The sequence below is a fragment of the Streptomyces sp. NPDC021224 genome (assembly GCF_044332905.1).
Taxonomy (GTDB): Bacteria; Actinomycetota; Actinomycetes; order Streptomycetales; family Streptomycetaceae; genus Actinacidiphila.
This window is the reverse complement of sequence record NZ_JBIRPW010000013.1, coordinates 197,244-217,287: the sequence shown is the minus strand read 5'-3', so window position 1 is coordinate 217,287 and position 20,044 is coordinate 197,244. Positions and strand designations below refer to the sequence as shown.

Here is a 20,044-nt window from a genome sequence, read left to right as displayed (position 1 = left end):
CCACACCACCGGACTCACCCCCACCTACACCACAGGACCAACAACACCCACCACCGACCTCCCCACCTACCCCTTCCAACACCACCACTACTGGCCGCGTACCGCCCCCGCGGCCGGTGACGTCGGAGCGGCGGGGCTGCGGGCGGTCGCACACCCGCACCTGTCGGCGGCGACCGGGCTCGCGGACGGCGGGCTGCTCGTGACCGGGCTGCTCACGGCCACCGACGCCGCCGGGCTGCCGGCCGGAACAGCCCTCGTGGAGTGGGCACTTCGCGCCGCCGACGAAGCCGGAGCGGGCGGCATCGACGAACTCGCCCTGCACACCCCCCTCGTGCCCCCGTCCGGCGGTGCGCTGCGCCTGCAGATCACCCTCGACACCCCCGGCCCCGAGGGACGGCGCGCCTTCCGCGTCGCCGCGCAGCCGGCCGGGGACGGGCCGGACGACCCCTGGACGGTGCACGCGACGGGCACGCTGACCCCGCACGCCACGGCGGATCCGGAGCCCGACACCGTGACCGGCGCGCAGCCCTGGCCGCCCGCCGGGGCCGAGCCGGTGGACCTCGCCGCACCGCACGCCTCCCCCGAGGCCGACCACGGCGCCCTGCCCCGCCTGGTGCGGGCGATGTGGCGGTACGACGGCGAGCTGCTCGCCGAGGTGGAACTGCCGGAGCCGGACGGCGGGGACGCGGAGGACGGTTTCGGCCTCCACCCGACCCTGCTCGACGCGGCCCTGCACCCCCTCGCCCTCGACGGTGACGGGCCGGTGCTGCTGCCCTTCGCCTGGACCGGCGTCACCCTGCACGCCACCGGCGCCACGTCCGCCCGGGTGCGCGTCCTGGCAGGAGAGCAGGACGCGGACGGCGGCCGCACGGTGGGCCTGGTCGTCGCCGACCCGGACGGCGCGCCCGTCCTCACCGCGGACGCGGTCGCGCTGCGCCCCGCGGCGGAGGACGCCGCCCCGGAGACCGCAGGGTCCGCGCCCGCGGCGACGCCCAGGCCCGTACGCGCCGCGCGCCGCCGGGCCGCGGCGCGGCAGCCCGCGGAAGGGGCGCTGGGCGCGCGGCTGGCCGGGCTGGACACGGCCGGGCAGCACGAGGAGCTGCTCGGGCTGGTGCGGCAGGCGGCCGCCGCGGTGCTGGGGCACGCGTCGCAGGCGGAGGTGCGGCCGGAGGCGGCGTTCAAGGAACTGGGCGTCGACTCGCTGACAGCGGTGAAGCTGCGCGACCGGATCGCCGCCGTGACCGGGCTGCGGCTGCCCGCGACCCTGGTCTTCGACCACCCCACCCCGCAGGCCCTCGCCGCCCATCTGCGCGCCCTGGTGACCGGCGAGGCGGACGGCTCGCCCGCGTCCGCGCGCCGCTTCCGGCCGCGCCGTGGCGCGGACGACGACCCGATCGTGGTGGTGGCGATGGCCTGCCGCTTCCCCGGCGGCCTGACCTCGCCGGAGAAGCTGTGGGAGCTGGTGGAGGCGGGCGGCAGCGTGCTCGGACCCTTCCCGACGAACCGCGGCTGGGACCTCGACAACCTCTTCCACCCCGACCGCGAGCACCCCGGCACCACGTACGCCTCGCAGGGCGCCTTCCTCTACGACGCCGACGGTTTCGACGCCGCCTTCTTCGGCATCAACCCGCGCGAGGCCCTGGCCATGGACCCGCAGCAGCGGATCGTCCTGGAGACCGCGTGGGAGGCCCTGGAGCGTGCCCGCATCAACCCGCACACGCTCAAGGACAGCCTGACCGGCGTCTACACGGGCGTCATCTACCACGACTACGCGGCGGGCCTGGCGCCCGGCGACCCGCGGCTGGACGGCTACACGATGCTCTCCGGCATCGGCAGCATGATCTCCGGCCGGGTCGCGTACACCCTCGGGCTCCAGGGCCCGGCGGTCACCGTCGACACCGCGTGCTCGTCCTCACTGGTCTCGATGCACCTGGCCGCGCAGGCGCTGCGGCAGGGCGAGTGCGACCTCGCACTCGCGGGCGGCGTGACCGTCATGTCCACCCCCGACGCCTTCACCGGCTTCTCCCGGCAGGGCGGCCTCGCACCGGACGGCCGCTGCAAGCCCTTCGCCGCGGCGGCGGACGGTACGGGGCTGAGCGACGGGGCCGGGCTCGTCGTCCTGGAGCGGCTGTCGGACGCCCGGCGCAACGGCCACCGCGTGCACGCCGTCATCCGCGGCTCGGCCGTCAACCAGGACGGCGCCAGCAACGGCCTGACCGCCCCCAACGGCCCCTCCCAGCAACGCGTCATCGCCCAGGCCCTGGCCACCGCGGGCCTGACCGCCGCCGACGTGGACGCCGTCGAGGCGCACGGCACCGGCACGCGGCTCGGCGACCCGATCGAGGCGCAGGCGATCCTCGCGACCTACGGCCAGGACCGGCCGGACGAGCGGCCGCTGCTGCTCGGCTCGGTCAAGTCCAACATCGGCCACACGCAGGCCGCCGCGGGCATCGCGGGCGTCATCAAGATGATCATGGCCATGCGGCACGGACGCCTCCCCGCGAGCCTGCACATCGACGCGCCCAGCCCGCACATCGACTGGAGCAGCGGAGCCGTGGAGCTGCTCACGGACACGATCGACTGGCCGGAGACCGGCCGCCCGCGGCGCGTCGGCGTCTCGTCCTTCGGCGCCTCGGGCACCAACGCCCACCTCGTCCTCGAACAGGCCCCCGCCGAAGCGGAGTTCACGCCCGGGGCGGACGACACCGGGGAACTCGTACCGTGGGTGCTGTCGGGCCGCGACCCGCAGGCACTGCGGGACCAGGCGACCTCGCTCGGCGGGTGGCTGGAGGCGGCCGGCGCGCAGGCGCCGGTGGCGGACGTAGGGCGGGCGCTGGCCACCACACGGGCCACCTTCGAACAGCGGGCCGTGCTGCTCGGGCGGGACCGTGCGGACTTCGCCGCCGCGCTGGAGGCACTGGCGGACGGGTCCCCGCACGCGGGGCTGGTGACGGCGGCGGGTGCTGTGACGTCCGGGCAGTCAGTGTGGCTGTTCTCCGGACAGGGCAGCCAGCGCAGCGGCATGGGAGCCGAACTCCACGCCCGCTTCCCCGTCTTCGCCGACGCCTTCGACGAGGTCTGCGCCCTCCTCGACCCCCACCTCCACCACCCCCTGCGCGACGTCGTGTTCCAGCCCGAGCACGCCGAACTCCTCGACCACACCACCTACACCCAGGCCGGACTCTTCGCCCTCCAGATCGCCCTCGCCAAACTCCTCACCACCATGGGACTGAGGCCCGACGCCGTCGCCGGACACTCCATCGGCGAAGTCACCGCCGCCCACATCGCAGGCGTCCTCACCCTGGAACACGCCGCCCACCTCGTCGCCACCCGCGCCACCCTCATGGGCGACCTACCCCCCGGCGGCGCCATGGCGACCGTCAACGCGGGGGCGGAGGAGCTCGCCGCGACGCTCGCGGATCACCCCGGGCTGTCCGTCGCCGCGTTCAACACCCCGATCAACACCGTGCTCTCCGGCCCCGCCGAGCAGATCGCCGCCGCCGTCGCAGAGTGGAAGGAGCGGGGGCGCAAAGCGCGTGTCCTCCAGGTCTCGCACGCCTTCCACTCCCCCCTCATGGACCCCGTCCTCGAACCCTTCACCCAGGCCATCACCCACCTGGACTTCCACACCCCCCGCATCCCCCTCATCAGCAACCTCACCGGCCAACCCGCCGGACAAGACATCACCACCCCTGCCTACTGGGCCCACCACATCCGCCAACCCGTCCACTTCCACCAGACCCTCACCCACCTCGCCCCCCACACCACCCTCTTCCTCGAAATCGGACCCACCCCCGTCCTCACCACAGCCGTCCACCACACACTCCCCGACACCACCGCACACCCCACCCTCACCGGCAAACAACCCGACACCCACACCCTCGCCCACACCCTCGCCACCCTCCACACCACCCACCACCCCCTCAACTGGACACCCTGGCACCCCACAAACACCAACACCCCGGTCGACCTCCCCACCTACCCCTTCCAACACCACCCCTACTGGCTCACCCCCGACCGCAGCGCGCCCGCCGCCCCAGGTGGCGGGACGGGGATCGACCACCCGGTGCTCTCGTCCGTGGCCGCGCTCGCGGACGGCGGGATGGTGCTGAGCGGGCGCGTCCCGCCCGCCGGGCAGGGTGGCTGGCTCAGCGAGCACGTCATCGCGGGGACGGTCCTGCTGCCGGGCACCGCACTGCTCGAACTCGCCCTCCAGGCCGCCGAGCACACGGGCGGCGCGCGTGTCGAGGAACTGCTGCTGGAGCAGCCGCTCACGCTGCACGAGTCCGCGTCGCTGGACGTGCAGGTCGTCGTCGGCGCCCCCGAGGACGACGCCGCCCGCAGCGTGCACGTCTACACCCGCCCGGCGTCCGGCCAAGCGGCGGAATGGGTACGGCACGCCACCGCGACCCTCACCGCGGCGCCGCTCGACGAACCCGAGCCCGACAGCGCCGCCTGGCCACCCCCCGGCGCCCAGCCCGTCGACCTCACCGGCTTCTACGATCGCGCCACCACCGACGGCTACCACTACGGCCCCACCTTCCAAGGCCTGCACACCCTCTGGCGACACGGCCACGACCTCCTCGCCGAGGTCACCCTGCCCAGGACCGACGCCGACACGGACACCCACACCCTCCATCCGGCGCTTCTCGACGCCGCCCTCCACCCCCTCGTCGCCGTCACGGACACCGCCCAGGAGGGCGTGTGGCTGCCGTTCTCCTGGAACGGGGTCACCCTGCACGCCACGGGCGCCACACAGGCGCGGGTCCGGATCAGCCGGCAGGGCGACGGCGGGCGCGGTGTCGTCCTGACCGACGGCGCCGGGCGGCCGATCCTCACCGCCGAGGCCGTCACCACCCGCCCCGCCCGCCTCGCGGCGCCCCGGCAGGCCGTACCCGACGGGCTGTTCGCCCTCCGCTGGACGCCCGCGGCGCCGCTCGCCGATCGCACGCCGGACGCGGACATCTCCCTGGTCCACGCGGTCGCGGCGACGCACGGGAGCGACGAACTGGCCTGCGTGCAAGGAGTGTTGACGCTGCTCCAGGAGTGGCTCGCCGAGCCGAGGGCCGAGCACGAGCGGCTGGTGGTGCTGACGCGCGGCGCGGCCGCCGTGGACGAGGAGTCGGCGGCCGAACCGGTCGCCGCGGCCGTCGCCGGTCTGGTGCGCAGCGCCCAGACGGAGCACCCGGGCCGTTTCGTCCTGCTCGACCTGGACACCGGCGCCGACCTGCCCGCCGATCCCGGGGCGGACCCGCTGATCGCCGACGCGGTGCGCCGCTCGGTCGTCCTCGACGAGCCGCAACTCGCCCTGCGCGACGGGCGGATCCTCGTACCCCGGCTGGTCCGCGCTCCCGCCTCGCACGCGCTCGTGCCGCTGCTCGGCCGGGAGGCGTGGCGGCTGGACGCAGCGGGGACGGGCGGCACGGCGACGCTCGACGGGGTGGCGCCGGTGCCCTTCCCGGAGGCGGAGCAGCCGCTCGCACCCGGACGGGTGCGGATCGCCGTACGGGCCGCGGGCGTCAACTTCCGTGACGTGCTGATCAGTCTGGGCATGGTGCCGGACCAGACGCGGATCGGCGGCGAGGGCGCGGGCGTCGTCCTGGAGGTGGCTCCGGACGTGACGACGGTGGCGCCGGGCGACCGGGTGATGGGTGTCTTCGACGGTGCCTTCGCACCGGTCACGGTCGCCGACGCGCACATGGTGACGCGGATGCCGCAGGAGTGGGACTTCGCCCGCGCCGCGGCCGTCCCGGTGGCCTTCCTGACGGCGTGGTACGGCCTGGTGGAGCTGGGCGGCCTCACCGCGGGCGAGCGCGTCCTCATCCACGCGGCGGCGGGCGGCGTCGGCACGGCGGCCGTGCAGATCGCCCGGCACCTCGGCGCCGAGGTCTACGCGACCGCAGGTCCCGCCAAGCACGCGGCCCTTGAGGCGATGGGCATCGACGCCGCCCACCGCGCCTCCTCCCGCGACCTCGACTTCGAAGCGGCCTTCCGGGAGAGCGCCGGAAGCATGGACGTCGTCCTCAACAGCCTCGCGGACGCGTACATCGACGCGTCGCTGCGGCTGCTCGGCGAGGGCGGACGCTTCCTGGAGATGGGCAAGACCGACATCCGCGACCCCGAGCAGGTGGCCAAGGACTTCGGGGCGGTGGACTACCGGGTGTACGACCTGGTCTCGGACGCGGGTCCGGAGCGGGTGGCACGCATGCTCGGCACGCTGGTGGAGCTGTTCGAGCGCGGGGCGCTGACGCTCCCGCCGGTCACGACCTGGCCGCTGGCCCAGGCCCGGCACGCGCTGCGGCACATGAGCCAGGCCAAGCACACCGGCAAGATCGTCCTCACCGTCCCGCCCGCGCTGAACCCGGACGGCACCGTCCTGATCACCGGCGGCACCGGCACTCTCGGCGCGCTGCTGGCCGAACACCTCGTCACCACCTGGAACATCACCCACCTCCACCTCACCAGCCGACGCGGACCCGACGCACCCGGAGCCCACGAACTCACCGCACGACTCCGCGACCTCGGCGCCACCGTCCACATCACCGCCACCGACGCCACCGACCCCCACGCCGTACGCGCACTCGTCGAAGGCATCGACCCCGACCACCCCCTCACCGGCGTCATCCACGCCGCGGGCACGACCCACGACGCCGTCCTCACCGCCCAGACCCCGCAGACCCTCGCCGAGGTCTGGACGGCCAAGGCCACCACCGCCGCCACCGTCCACCGCGCCACGCGGCACCTCCCGCTGGCCTTCGTCGCCCACTTCTCGTCCGTCTCGGCCACCCTCGGCAATCCGGGGCAGGCCAACTACGCCGCCGCCAACGCCTACCTCGACGCCCTCGCCACCGACCCCGCCGGCCACCCCACCACCTCGATCGCCTGGGGCCTGTGGGCCGCGGCGAGCAGCATCACCGGCAAGCTCGGCGAGGCGGACCTCGCCCGTATGGCCCGCACCGGGGTCACACCGCTGTCCGCCGAGAAGGCCCTCGCGCTCTTCGACGCCGCCCTGGAGCACGGCAGCCCGCAGCTCGCGGCCGTCGGCCTGGACGTCCCCGCGCTCGCCGCGCAGCCCGCGGGCACGCTGCCCGCGGCGATGCGCGGACTGGCCGCGCGGCCGGGCGGGGCCACCCGGCGGGCGGCCGCGGCGCAGCAGCAGCCCGACGACTGGGCGGGGCGGCTGGCCGGGCTCCCGGCGGCCGACCGGCGTCAGCAGCTGCTGGCGCTGGTGCGCACCAACGTCGCGACGGTGCTCGGGCACGCCGACGCCGAAGGGGTGCTGGAGCAGACGCCGTTCACGGATCTCGGCTTCGACTCGCTGACGGGTGTGGAGCTGCGCAACCGGATCTCGGCGGCGACCGGGCTGCGGCTGCCGGCGGCGCTCGTCTTCGACTTCCCCTCGGCGGGGGCGCTGGCCGACCACCTGCTCGAACGGCTTCTGCCGGACGCCTCCTCCGCCGCGCGGAGCGGTGCGGACGCGGTGCTCGGCGAGCTGGCGCGGCTGGAGGGCGCGCTCGCGGCGCTGGAGCTGCCCGAGGCGGACGCGCGGGCGGTGACAGGTCGGCTTGAGGGGCTGCTGGCGCAATGGAAGGCGGCGTCCGCGCCGCCGGCCGAGGACAGCGCGGCCGACCGGCTCGCGCTGGCCGGCACCGACGAGGTGCTGGCGTTCATCGACCGGGAGCTGGGCGCCTCCTGACGCCCGGCTCACAGCACCAGCGACCAGGACCAGGAGCAGGACCGCGGCGCGGGGGGCCGAGCACCGCACCGCCGCTGCCGCGGCACCCGCACCGACACCGCCCGCCCCGACACGTGTGGAGGCCGTGACCGACCATGCCCGACGACCAGAGGCTTGTCGACTACCTCAAGCGTGTGGCGACGGATCTGCACGACACGCGGCGGCGGCTGCGCGAGGTGGAGGACCGGGACCGCGAGCCGGTCGCGATCGTCGCGATGTCCTGCCGTTTCCCCGGCGGGGTGGCGTCGCCGGAGGAGCTGTGGGAGCTGGTGGCCGGCGGCGGGGACGCGGTCGGGCCCTTCCCCGCCGACCGCGGCTGGGACCTGGCGGGGCTGTACCACCCGGACCCGGACCACCCGGGGACGACGTACACCCGGGAGGGCGGCTTCCTGCACGACGCCGACCGGTTCGACGCGGGCTTCTTCGGGATCAGCCCGCGCGAGGCGCTGGCCGTCGATCCGCAGCAGCGCAAGCTGCTGGAGGTGGCCTGGGAGCTGTTCGAGCGCGCCGGCCTGGACGCGACGGGCCTGCGCGGCAGCCGTACCGGCGTCTTCGTCGGGGCGGCGACCATCGGCACGACGACGTCGGGCGCTCCCGTCCTCAAGGAGTCCGAGGGCTACGCGGGTGCGGCGCCGAGCATGCTGTCGGGGCGCCTGTCGTACACCTTCGGTCTGGAAGGCCCGGCGCTGACGGTGGAGACGGCGTGCTCCGCGTCGCTGGTGGCGATGCATCTGGGGATGCAGGCGCTGCGCCGCGGCGAGTGCTCGCTCGCGGTGGCGGGCGGGGTGACGATCATGGCGACGCCCGCGGTCTTCACCGGTTTCGCGCGGCAGCGCGCGCTGTCCGCGGACGGCCGCTGCAAGCCCTTCGCGGCGGCCGCCGACGGCACCGGCTGGGGCGAGGGCGCCGGGCTCGTCCTGCTCGAACGCCTCTCCGACGCCCGCCGCAACGGCCACCCGGTGCTCGCCGTCGTCCGCGGCTCCGCCGTCAACCAGGACGGCGCGAGCAACGGCATCACCGCGCCCAACGGCCCGTCCCAGCAGCGCGTCATCCGCCAGGCGCTGGTCTCCGCGGGCCTGTCGTCCGCCGAGGTGGACGCGGTGGAGGCGCACGGCACGGGCACCCGGCTCGGCGACCCGATCGAGGCGGACGCGCTGCACGCGACGTACGGGACGCAGCGGCCCGCGGACCGGCCGCTGCTGCTCGGCTCGGTCAAGTCCAACATCGGGCACACGCAGGCCGCCGCGGGCGTGGCGGGCGTCATCAAAACGGTGATGGCGATCCGGCACGGCGTCTTCCCGGCGACGCTGCACGTCGACGCTCCGACCCCGCACGTGGACTGGACGTCGGGGGCCGTGCGGCTGGTGACCGAGCCGGTGGAGTGGCCGCGCACCGACCACCCGCGGCGCGCCGGGGTGTCGTCGTTCGGCGTCTCGGGCACCAACGCGCATCTGATCGTGGAGGAGGCCCCCGAGCCGGCCGCGCCGGACGAGGACCCGGCCGGTGCGGACGCCGCCGCGGCCCCGGCGGCGGTGCGGAGCACGCTGGTGCCGTGGGTGCTGTCCGCGCGGGACGCGGCCGCGCTGACGGAGCAGGCGCGCAACCTCGCCGGGTGCGAGGAGGACGCGGCCGTGGCCGCCCGGGTGCTCGCCACCGGGCGGGCCCGGTTCGAACAGCGTGCCGTCGTGCTCGGCGCCGACCGGGCGGAACTGCTCGGTGGGCTCGCCCGGTTGGCCGCGGGCGAGCCCGACCCGGCGGTCGTGACGGGCACGGCAGGTGCCACCGGCCCCGGCCCGGTCCTCGTCTTCCCCGGCCAGGGCGCCCAGTGGCCCGGTATGGGCCGCGAACTCCTCGACTGCTCACCGGTCTTCGCCGCCCGGGTCGCGGAGTGCGAGCGGGCGCTCGCGCCGTACGTCGACTGGTCGCTGACCGATGTGCTGCGCGGCGCGGGCACGGCAGGGGCCCCGCACCGCGAGGACGTCATCCAGCCCGCGCTGTGGGCCATGCACGTCTCGCTGGCCGCGGTGTGGCAGAGCTTCGGCGTCACCCCGGCGGCCGTCGTCGGGCACTCCCAGGGCGAGGTCGCCGCGGCGTGCGTCGCCGGGGCGCTGGGCCTGGACGACGCGGCGCGGATCATCGCGCTGCGCGGCCGGGCGCTCGGCCCGCTCATCGGGCACGGCGCGATGGCGTCGCTCACGCTCGGCGCGCGGGACACCGGGGAGCTGATCGCCGCCCTGGGCCCGGCCGCCGCGGACGTCGCCGTCGCCGCCGTCAACGGGCCGCGCTCCACCGTGGTCTCCGGCCCGCCCGCGGGTGTGACCGCGGTGCTGGCCGCGGCGGAGGAGCGCGGCGCGCGCACCCGGACGATCGACGTCGAGTACGCCTCCCACGGCCCGCACGTGGACCGGGTCCGCGACGACATCATGACGGCGCTGGACGGCGTGACGCCCGCCGAGTCGGCTGTCGCCTTCTACTCCACCGTCACCGCGGAGCGGCTCGGCACCACCGCGCTGGACACCGGCTACTGGTTCGACAACCTGCGCCGCCCGGTCCGTTTCGCCGACACCGTGGCCCGGCTGCTGGCCGACGGCTACCGCACCTTCGTCCAGTGCAACCCGCACCCGGTGCTGGCGTCGAGCCTCCAGGAGATCTTCGAGGACGCCGGGACGGCCGCCACCGCGCTGGCCACCCTGCGGCGCGACAACGGCGGTGAACGGCAGCTCGCCGTCGCGCTCGCGCAGGCACACACCTCCGGGCTGGACGTCGACTGGCGCGCATGGCTGGGCGGGGACGCCCGGCCGGGGCGTCCCGTCGCCCTGCCCACCTATCCCTTCCAGGGGCGCCGCTACTGGGTGCCCGCCGGGACGGCCGGGACGGGGGACGTGTCCGCCGCCGGGGTCCGCACGGTGGACCACCCGCTGCTGCCCGCCGCGGTGCCGCTGCCGGACGGCGGGCTGGTGCTGACCGGACGGCTGCGCGGCGGCCCCGGCTCCGGCTGGCTCGCCGACCACGCGGTCGGCGGCACCGCCCTGCTCCCGGGCGCCGCGCTCGTCGAGTGGGCGCTCCAGGCCGCCCACGAGGCCGGGTGCGGCGGGGTCGAGGACCTCGCGCTCCAGGTGCCGGTCGTGCTGCCGGAGTCGGGTGCGCTGCGGGTACGCGTGACCGCGGGCCCCGCCGACACCGCGGGGCGGCGCACCGTCGAGGTGCACACCTGCCCGGACGGCGCCGACACGCCCGCGCCCGACGCCTGGGTGCGGCACGCCGAGGGCACCCTCACCCCCGCGGCCGAGCCCGCCCCCGCGCCGGACCCGGCGGGCGCGTGGCCGCCGCCGACCGCGGAGCCGCTGGACGTCGCAGGCCTCTACGGGCGGGCCGCTGCGGACGGTTACGGCTACGGTCCCGCCTTCCGCGGCCTGACGGCGGCCTGGCGGGACGGCGACGACCTGCTGGGCGAGGCCCTGCTCCCCGAGGCCGCCGGGGAGGGCGCCGACCGCTTCGGCATCCACCCTGCGCTGCTGGACGCGGCCCTGCACCCGGCGCTGCTCGACACGGAGGGCCGCCCGGCGGCCGGACCCGGCGAGGTGTGGCTGCCCTTCGCCTGGAGCGGCGTGACGGTGTGGGCGACGGGCGCGCGGCGCGTCCGCGTCCGCCTCTCCCCCGCCCCCGGCGGACGCCGCCTCACCCTCACCGACCCCACGGGCGCCCCGGTGCTGTCCGCCGAGTGCGTCGCCGTACGGCCCGCGCGGGCCGCGGAGTTGCGGGCGGCGGGCGAGCGGGCGGTGGAGGGGCTCTTCGCGGTGGAGTGGACGCCGCTGCCCGCGACGGCGGAGGAGACCGCACCGGAGGCGTCATGGGCCGAGGTGGGCGCTGCTGCCCACGGGCCGCTTCCGGCGGACCACGACGATCCGTGGACGGCGAACGCGGACGCCGCGGGCACGGCGAACGCGGACCCTGCGAGCACCGCGAACGGCGCCACCGGCCAGGACGCGGTGCGGGCCCCCCGGCCCGCGCGCACCCCCGCCACCCCCGGCGCGCCCGCACGCGCCGGCGCCACGGCCTCCGGCCCCGAACCCGACGCCACCGCCCCGGACGGCTACGCGCCGGGCCACGCGGGGCCCGGCACGGACGCTGCGGCCGGTGCGGACGCACACGCGGCGAACGACCCGGACGACACCGCGGGCCCCGGCACGGGCACCGCCGCCGGTACGCGCGCACAGGCGGTGCACGACCCGGGCGGTCACCGCGGCCTCGGCGCGGGCGCACCGCCGGTGAACGACCCGGACGACACCGCCGCCGGAACGCATGCTCCGGCGGTGCACGGCCCCGGCGTCCACCGCGACCTCGGTGCGCTGCTCGCCGCCGTGGACGCGGGCGCCGAGTTGCCGCGACTCGTCCTTCACCGTGTCCCGGAGGACGCGGACGGCAGGCCGGGGGCCGCGGAAGACGTGCTGGCCCTGGTCCAGGCGTGGCTGGCCGAGGACCGCTGGGAGGGCTCGCGGCTGGTGCTGGTGACCCGGGGGGCGGTCGCGACGGGTGAGGGCGACCCGGCCGCCGCGCCGGGCGGCGCCGCGGTGTGGGGTCTGGTGCGCGCGGTGCAGGCCGAACACCCGGGGCGCGTCGCCCTCGTGGACCTGGCGGCGGACGACGACGACCTGGCCGCCGCCGTACGGGCGTGCGCGCAGTCCGACGAGCCGCAGGCGGCCCTGCGCGCGGGCGGAACGCTCGTCCCGCGCCTGGTCCGTACGGCCGCCCCGGCGGCGGACGGCCCGGTGGACCTGTCCGGCGGCACCGTGGTGGTGTCGGGCGGAACCGGCGTGCTGGGCGGGGTGATCGCCGAGCACCTGGCGCGCACGTACGGCGCCCGGCACCTGCTGCTGCTCTCGCGGCGCGGCGCCGACGCGCCGGGGGCGGCCGAACTGCTGGCCCGTATCGCGGAGTCGGGGGCCGGGGCCGAGGCCGTGGCGGTCGATGTCGCCGACCGGGCCGCGCTCGCCCGCGTCCTCGGCGCGATCCCGGACGACCGTCCGCTGATCGGCGTCGTGCACGCCGCGGGCGTGATCGACGACGCCCTCGTGGAGTCCTGGGACGCCGCGCGCCTGGCCCGGGTGTGGGCGCCGAAGGCCACCGCGGCGCGGCATCTGGACGACCTGACCCGTACGGCGCCGCTGCGGCTCTTCGCGGTCTTCTCCTCGGCCTCCGGCGTCGTCGGCAACGCCGGGCAGGCCGGATACGCCGCCGCCAACGCGTGGACGGACGCCCTCGTGGAGCGGCGGCGCGCGGCGGGGCTGCCGGGCACGGGCATCGCGTGGTCGCTGTGGGAGCAGACCTCGGCCATGACCGGGCACCTCACGGGGGCGGGCATGTCCCGGCTCGGCTCGCTCGGCATGCGCCCGCTGGCGACCGCGCACGGGCTGCGGCTCTTCGACGCCGCGCTGCGCACCGCCCACCCCGTGGTGGTGGCCGCCGACCTCGACACAGGGCGGCTCGGACCGGACGGCCCGGCGGTGCTGCGCGCGCTTGCCCGGCCGGCCCGGCGCCGCGCCGCGGACCTCGACGGGACCGCGGGCCCCGCGCTGACCGGGCAACTGGCCGGTCTGGACGCGGCGGAGCAGCGGGCACTGCTGCTCTCGACGGTGCGCAGGACCGCGGCCGTCGTGCTGGGCCACTCCTCGGAGACCGCCGTGCCCGACGGCACCGCCTTCAAGGAGCTGGGCTTCGACTCGCTCACGGCGGTGGAGCTGCGCAACCGGCTCGCGACGGCGACGGGCCTGCGGCTGCCCGCGACCCTGGTCTTCGACCACCCCACCCCGCAGGCCCTCGCCGACGAACTGGCCGCGCGCCTGTCCGCCGGGACGGCCGCCGCGGTACGGGCCCCGGTCCGGCCCGCCGCCCGTACGGCCGAGGACCCGATCGCGGTGGTGGCGATGGCGTGCCGCTTCCCGGGCGGGGTGACCTCGCCGGAGGACCTGTGGGACCTGGTCGCGGCGGGCCGCGAGGTGCTGGGCCCCTTCCCGACGAACCGCGGCTGGGACCTGGACACCCTCTTCCACCCCGACCCCGACCACCCGGGGACGAGTTACGCGTCGCAGGGCTCGTTCCTCTACGACGCCGACGGTTTCGACGCGGCCTTCTTCGGCATCAACCCGCGTGAGGCCCTGGCCATGGACCCGCAGCAGCGGGTGATCCTGGAGACCGCGTGGGAGGTGCTGGAGCGCGCCCACATCGACCCGACGAGCCTCAAGGACAGCCTGACCGGCGTCTACACGGGCGTCATGTACCACGACTACGGCACCGGTCTGCCGCCCGGCGACCCGCGCCTGGACGGCTACGGCAACCTGGCCGGGACCAGCAGCATCATCGCGGGCCGGATCGCGTACACCCTCGGGCTCCAGGGCCCGGCGGTCACCGTCGACACCGCGTGCTCGTCCTCACTCGTCACCATCCACCTGGCCGCGCAGGCGCTGCGGCAGGGCGAGTGCGACCTCGCGCTCGCAGGCGGGGTGACCGTCCTCGCCACGCCGGACGTCTTCACGGGCTTCTCCCGGCAGCGCGGCCTCGCACCCGACGGGCGCTGCAAGCCCTTCGCGGCAGCCGCCGACGGCACCGGCTTCGGCGACGGCGCCGGACTCGTCCTGCTGGAGCGGCTGTCGGACGCACGGCGCAACGGCCACCGGGTCCTGGCGCTGCTGCGCGGCTCGGCCGTCAACCAGGACGGCGCCAGCAACGGCCTGACCGCGCCCAACGGCCCCTCCCAGCAGCGCGTCATCCGCCAGGCCCTCGCGGCGGCGGGTCTGCGACCCTCCGACGTGGACGCCGTCGAGGCGCACGGCACGGGCACGAAGCTCGGCGACCCGATCGAGGCGCAGGCGGTCATGGCGGCCTACGGGCAGGAGCGCGAACAGCCCCTGCTGCTGGGCTCGATCAAGTCCAACATCGGCCACACGCAGGCCGCCGCGGGTGTCGCCGGGGTCATCAAGATGGTCATGGCCATGCGGCACGGACGACTGCCCGCGAGTCTCCACGTCGACGAACCGACACCGCACGTGGAATGGACCGGCGGCGTCGAACTGCTCACGCAGGCCGTCGACTGGCCCGACACCGGCCGCCCCCGCCGCGCCGCCGTCTCCTCCTTCGGTGCCTCGGGCACCAACGCCCATCTCGTCCTCGAACAGGGGGACGCGGAGCCGGAGTTCGCGCCGGGAGCCGACGGAAGCGGGGAACTCGTCCCGTGGCCGCTCTCGGCCCGCACGGACGAGGCGCTGCACGCCACAGCCGCGGCGCTCGGCCGGCACCTCGCGGCGGACGGCACGTCACCGGACGCGGCAGCGGTCGGGCGGGCGCTCGCGACGACCCGGGCGGTCTTCGAACGCCGCGCCGTCGTCCTCGGGCGGAACCGTGCGGACTTCGCCGCCGCGCTGGAGGCACTGGCCGGTGGCCTGCCGCACGCGGGACTGGTGACCGGGACAGCCGTACCCGGGCGGACGGTGTGGCTGTTCTCCGGACAGGGCAGCCAGCGCAGCGGCATGGGCGCCGAACTCCACGCCCGCTTCCCCGTCTTCGCCGACGCCTTCGACGAGGTCTGCGCCCTCCTCGACCCCCACCTCCACCACCCCCTCCGCGACGTGGTGTTCGACCCCGCCCACGCCGAACTCCTCGACCGCACCACCTACACCCAGGCCGGACTCTTCGCCCTCCAGATCGCCCTCGCCAAACTCCTCACCACCATGGGACTGAGGCCCGACGCCGTCGCCGGACACTCCATCGGCGAAGTCACCGCCGCCCACATCGCAGGCGTCCTCACCCTGGAACACGCCGCCCACCTCGTCGCCACCCGCGCCACCCTCATGGGCGACCTACCCCCCGGCGGCGCCATGGCCGCGCTGGAGGCCACGCCCGAGGAAGCCGCCGCCCTCCTCTCCGCTCACGGGGGCGAGGTCGGCGTGGCCGCGTACAACACACCGACGAGCACGGTGATCTCAGGTCCGGCAGCCCTCGTGAAAGCCCTCGCGGCGGAATGGAAGGAGCGGGGGCGCAAGGCGCGTGTCCTCCAGGTCTCGCACGCCTTCCACTCCCCCCTCATGGACCCCGTCCTGGAACCCTTCACCCAGGCCATCACCCACCTGGACTTCCACACCCCCCGCATCCCCCTCATCAGCAACCTCACCGGCCAACCCGCCGGACAAGACATCACCACCCCTGCCTACTGGGCCCAGCACATCCGCCAACCCGTCCACTTCCACCAGACCCTCACCCACCTCGCCCCCCACACCACCCTCTTCCTCGAAATCGGACCCACCCCCGTCCTCACCACAGCCGTCCACCACACCCTCCCCGACACCACCGCACACCCCACCCTCACCGGCAAACAACCCGACACCCACACCCTCGCCCACACCCTCGCCACCCTCCACACCACCCACCACCCCCTCAACTGGACACCCTGGCACCCCACAAACACCAACACCCCGGTCGACCTCCCCACCTACCCCTTCCAACACCACCCCTACTGGCTCACCCCACGGACCGGCAGTGCGGCCGCCGCCCCAGGTGGCACCGCCCTCGGTCATCCCCTCCTCCGTGCCCTCGCCCCGCTCGCGGACGGCGGCCTGCTGCTGACCGGGCAGGTCCCCGCGGCCGACAGCGAGGGGTGGACCGGCGAGCACACGGTGGCCGGGGCCGCGCTGCTGCCGGGCACCGCACTCGTCGATCTCGCGCTGTCCGCGGCCCGGCACACCGCCTCGCCCCACCTGGCGGAACTCGTCCTCCAGCAGCCGCTGGTCCTGCACCCCGAGCAGGCGCTGCCGCTCCAGCTCATCGTGGGTCCCGCCGACGAGAACGGCCGCCGCACGCTGGACGTCTACACGCGCCCGGCGTCCGAGCCGGCGGCTCAGTGGACACGGCACGCCACCGCCACCCTCGCTGCCGTAGCCGACGAGCCCGAGCCCGACGACGCCACTTGGCCACCCCCCGGCGCCCAGCCCGTCGACCTCACCGGCTTCTACGACCGCGCCACCTCCCAGGGCTACCACTACGGCCCCACCTTCCAGGGCCTGCACACCCTCTGGCGACACGGCCACGACCTCCTCGCCGAGGTCACCCTCCCCCCGGCCGACGCCGACGCGCACACCGTCCACCCCGCACTCCTCGACGCCGCCCTCCACCCCCTCATCGCGACCGCGGGGAAGCCCGCGGGCGAGATCTGGCTCCCCTTCAGCTGGAGCGGGGTCGTCCTGCACGCCACGGGCGCCACCGATGTGCGGGTCCGCATCACGCCGCGCGGCGACGACGAGTACCGAGTCGTCCTCAGCGACGCCGCCGGCCGCCCGGTGCTCACCGCCGACGCCCTCACCAGCCGCCCGGTGGACACCGCCCGCCTGCACGTCCCCCGCGGCCGGGGCGACGGGCTCCATCGCGTGCACTGGACGCCCCTGCCGCTGCCGCCCGTAGCCGTGCCGGACACCGACTGGGCACTCGTCGGCGACGACGGTACGTACGCCGAGGCGCTTCCCGCAGCCGCCCGCCACCCCGACCTCGGGGCGCTCGTCGCGGCCCTCGACGGCGGCGCGCCCGTACCGTCCGTCGTGCTGCGCCACACGCCGCGGGCGGAGGGGGACGACGCCGGGCCGACGGCCGATGTGCTGGCGGCCGCCCAGGAGTGGCTGGCCGAGCCGCGCTTCGCCGGGTCGCGGCTCGTGGTCGTCACACGGCACGGCACCGCGGCGGTGGAGCCGGGCGCAGAGGGTCCGGGCGACGGGGTCGTCGATCCGCCGGCGGCGGCCGTGTGGGGGCTGGTGCGCAGCGCGCAGTCCGAGCACCCGGACCGCTTCGCCCTCCTCGACCTGGACGACACCGATCCGGCGCCCGGCCTCGTCGCCCTGCTGGGCGCGGCCTTCGCGGCGGACGAGGGGCAGGTGGCGCTGCGCGGCGGTACGGCCCTGGTGCCGCGGCTGGTGGAGACACGGGAGGCGGCCGGGATCGCGCTGCCCGTCAAGGCCCCGGCGTGGCAGCTCGTCGTGGCCGAGGAGCGGACGGGCACGGTAGACGACCTGGTGGCGGAGGAGCGCCCGGAGGCGCTGGAGCCGCTGGGCCCGGGTCAGGTGCGGGTCGGCGTGCGCGCGGCGGGTGTCAACTTCCGCGACGTGATGGTGACTCTCGGTGTCGTGCCCGACCGGCGCGGGCTGGGTGGCGAGGGCGCGGGGGTGGTGCTGGAGACCGCACCGGACGTGAGGTCGGTGGCGCCCGGCGACCGCGTACTCGGCCTGTTCGAGGGCGCGTTCGGGCCCGTCACGGTGGCCGACGCGCGCTCGCTCGTGCCCGTACCGTCCGGCTGGACGGACGCGCAGGCGGCCGCCGTGCCGATCGCGTTCCTGACGGCGTGGTACGGCCTGGTGGAGCTGGGCGGTCTCGCCGCGGGCGAGCGCGTCCTCGTCCACGCCGCCACCGGCGGCGTGGGCACGGCGGCCGTGCAGATCGCCCGGCACCTCGGCGCCGAGGTCTACGCGACCGCAAGTCCGGCCAAGCACGCGGTGCTTGAGGCCATGGGCATCGACGCCGCCCACCGCGCCTCCTCCCGCGACCTCGACTTCGAAGCGAGCTTCCAGGAGAGCGCCGGAAGCATGGACGTCGTCCTCAACTGCCTGGCCGGAGACTTCACCGACGCCTCGCTGCGGCTGCTCGGCGAGGGCGGGCGCTTCCTGGAGATGGGCAAGACCGACATCCGCGACCCCGAGCAGGTCACCGCGGCCCACCCCGGTATCCGGTACGAGGCCTACGACCTGGTGGGCCACGCGGGACCGGTCCGGATCGCCGCCATGCTCCGCACCCTCGCCGGGCTCTTCGCACAGGGCGCGCTGACGCCCCCGCCGGTCACGACCTGGCCGCTGGACCGGGCCCGGCAGGCACTTCGGCACATGAGCCAGGCCAAGCACACGGGCAAGATCGTCCTCACCGTCCCGCCCGCCCTGAACCCGGACGGCACCGTCCTGATCACCGGCGGCACCGGCACCCTCGGCGCACTGCTGGCCGAACACCTCGTCACCACCTGGAACATCACCCACCTCCACCTCACCAGCCGACGCGGACCCGACGCACCCGGAGCCACCGAACTCACCGCACGACTCCGCGACCTCGGCGCCACCGTCCACATCACCGCCACCGACGCCACCGACCCCCACGCCGTACGCGCACTCGTCGACGGCATCGACCCCAACCACCCCCTCACCGGCGTCGTGCACACCGCCGGGGTCACGGAGGACGGCGTGCTCACCGCCCAGACCGCCGAGGCCCTGGCCCGGGTCTGGGCACCCAAGGCCACCGCTGCGGCGGTCCTGCGGCAGGCCACCGCGCGGCTGCCGCTCGCCTTCTTCGCCGTCTACTCCTCCGTCGCCGGCACCCTCGGCAACCCGGGGCAGGCCAACTACGCCGCCGCCAACGCCTACCTCGACGCCCTCGCCGCCCGCCGCACCGGCGACCGCCCCGCCACCTCGGTCGCCTGGGGCCTGTGGGCGACCACCAGCGCCCTGACCGGCAAGCTCACCGCGACCGACCTCGCCCGGATGACCCGTACGGGCGTCACCCCGCTCGCCACGGGGAAGGCCCTCGCGCTCTTCGACGCGGCGCTCGTCGCGGGTGAACCGCACGTGGTCGCCGCCGAGTTCGACCTCGCGGCGGTGGCGGGCGGACCGGCCGAGGCGCTGCCGCCGATGGCCCGCGCGCTCGTGGCGGCGCGGGCCGGGGCGGCGGTCCGGCGGGGCGTGGCGGCCGCGCGGCCCGCGGACCTGTCGGGGCGGCTCGCCTCGATGGGGCGCGACGAGCGGCGCGCGCTGCTGCTGGACCTCGTCCGCACGCACGCGGCCACGGTGCTGGGGCACGCGGACGCCGACGCGCTCACGACGGACACCCCGTTCAAGGATCTGGGCTTCGACTCGCTGACGGCCGTGGAGCTGCGCAACCGGCTGGCGGCCGCGACGGGTGTGCGGCTGCCCGCGGCGGCGGTGTTCCGCCACCCGACACCCGGCGCCATGGCGGAGCACCTGGAGAGCGCGCTGGGTCCGGCGGACGACGACACGGCGGAGCCCGTCCTGCGCGAGCTGGAACGGCTGGAGGCGGCGGTCGCGCAGGAGCGTCCGGCGGGCGAGGCGGGCAGCCGGCTCGTCAAGCGGCTCCAGGACCTGCTGTGGCGGCTCGGCGACGGCGCCACGGCGGCCGAGGCGGACGGCGGCAGCGGCCAGGAGGCCCTGGAATCGGCGTCGGACGAGGAGATGTTCGCGCTCATCGACCAGCAACTGGGCTCGTCCTGAGGGAGATCGG

The 20,044-nt window shown here is 76.1% G+C and carries 2 protein-coding genes; both read left to right on the top strand.

Annotation, left to right across the window (positions count from 1 at the left end):
* On the top strand, positions 1–7,696 hold a 7,696-nt coding region (locus ACH4PY_RS27895; protein ID WP_398188604.1), incomplete at its 5' end, for an SDR family NAD(P)-dependent oxidoreductase.
* A 173-nt stretch (positions 7,697–7,869) separates the two neighbouring features.
* The gene (locus ACH4PY_RS27890) at positions 7,870–20,034 is read left to right on the top strand and encodes an SDR family NAD(P)-dependent oxidoreductase (RefSeq protein WP_398188639.1); all 12,165 of its coding nucleotides are present in this window, start codon (positions 7,870–7,872) and stop codon (positions 20,032–20,034) included.
* Positions 20,035–20,044 lie beyond the last annotated feature (10 nt).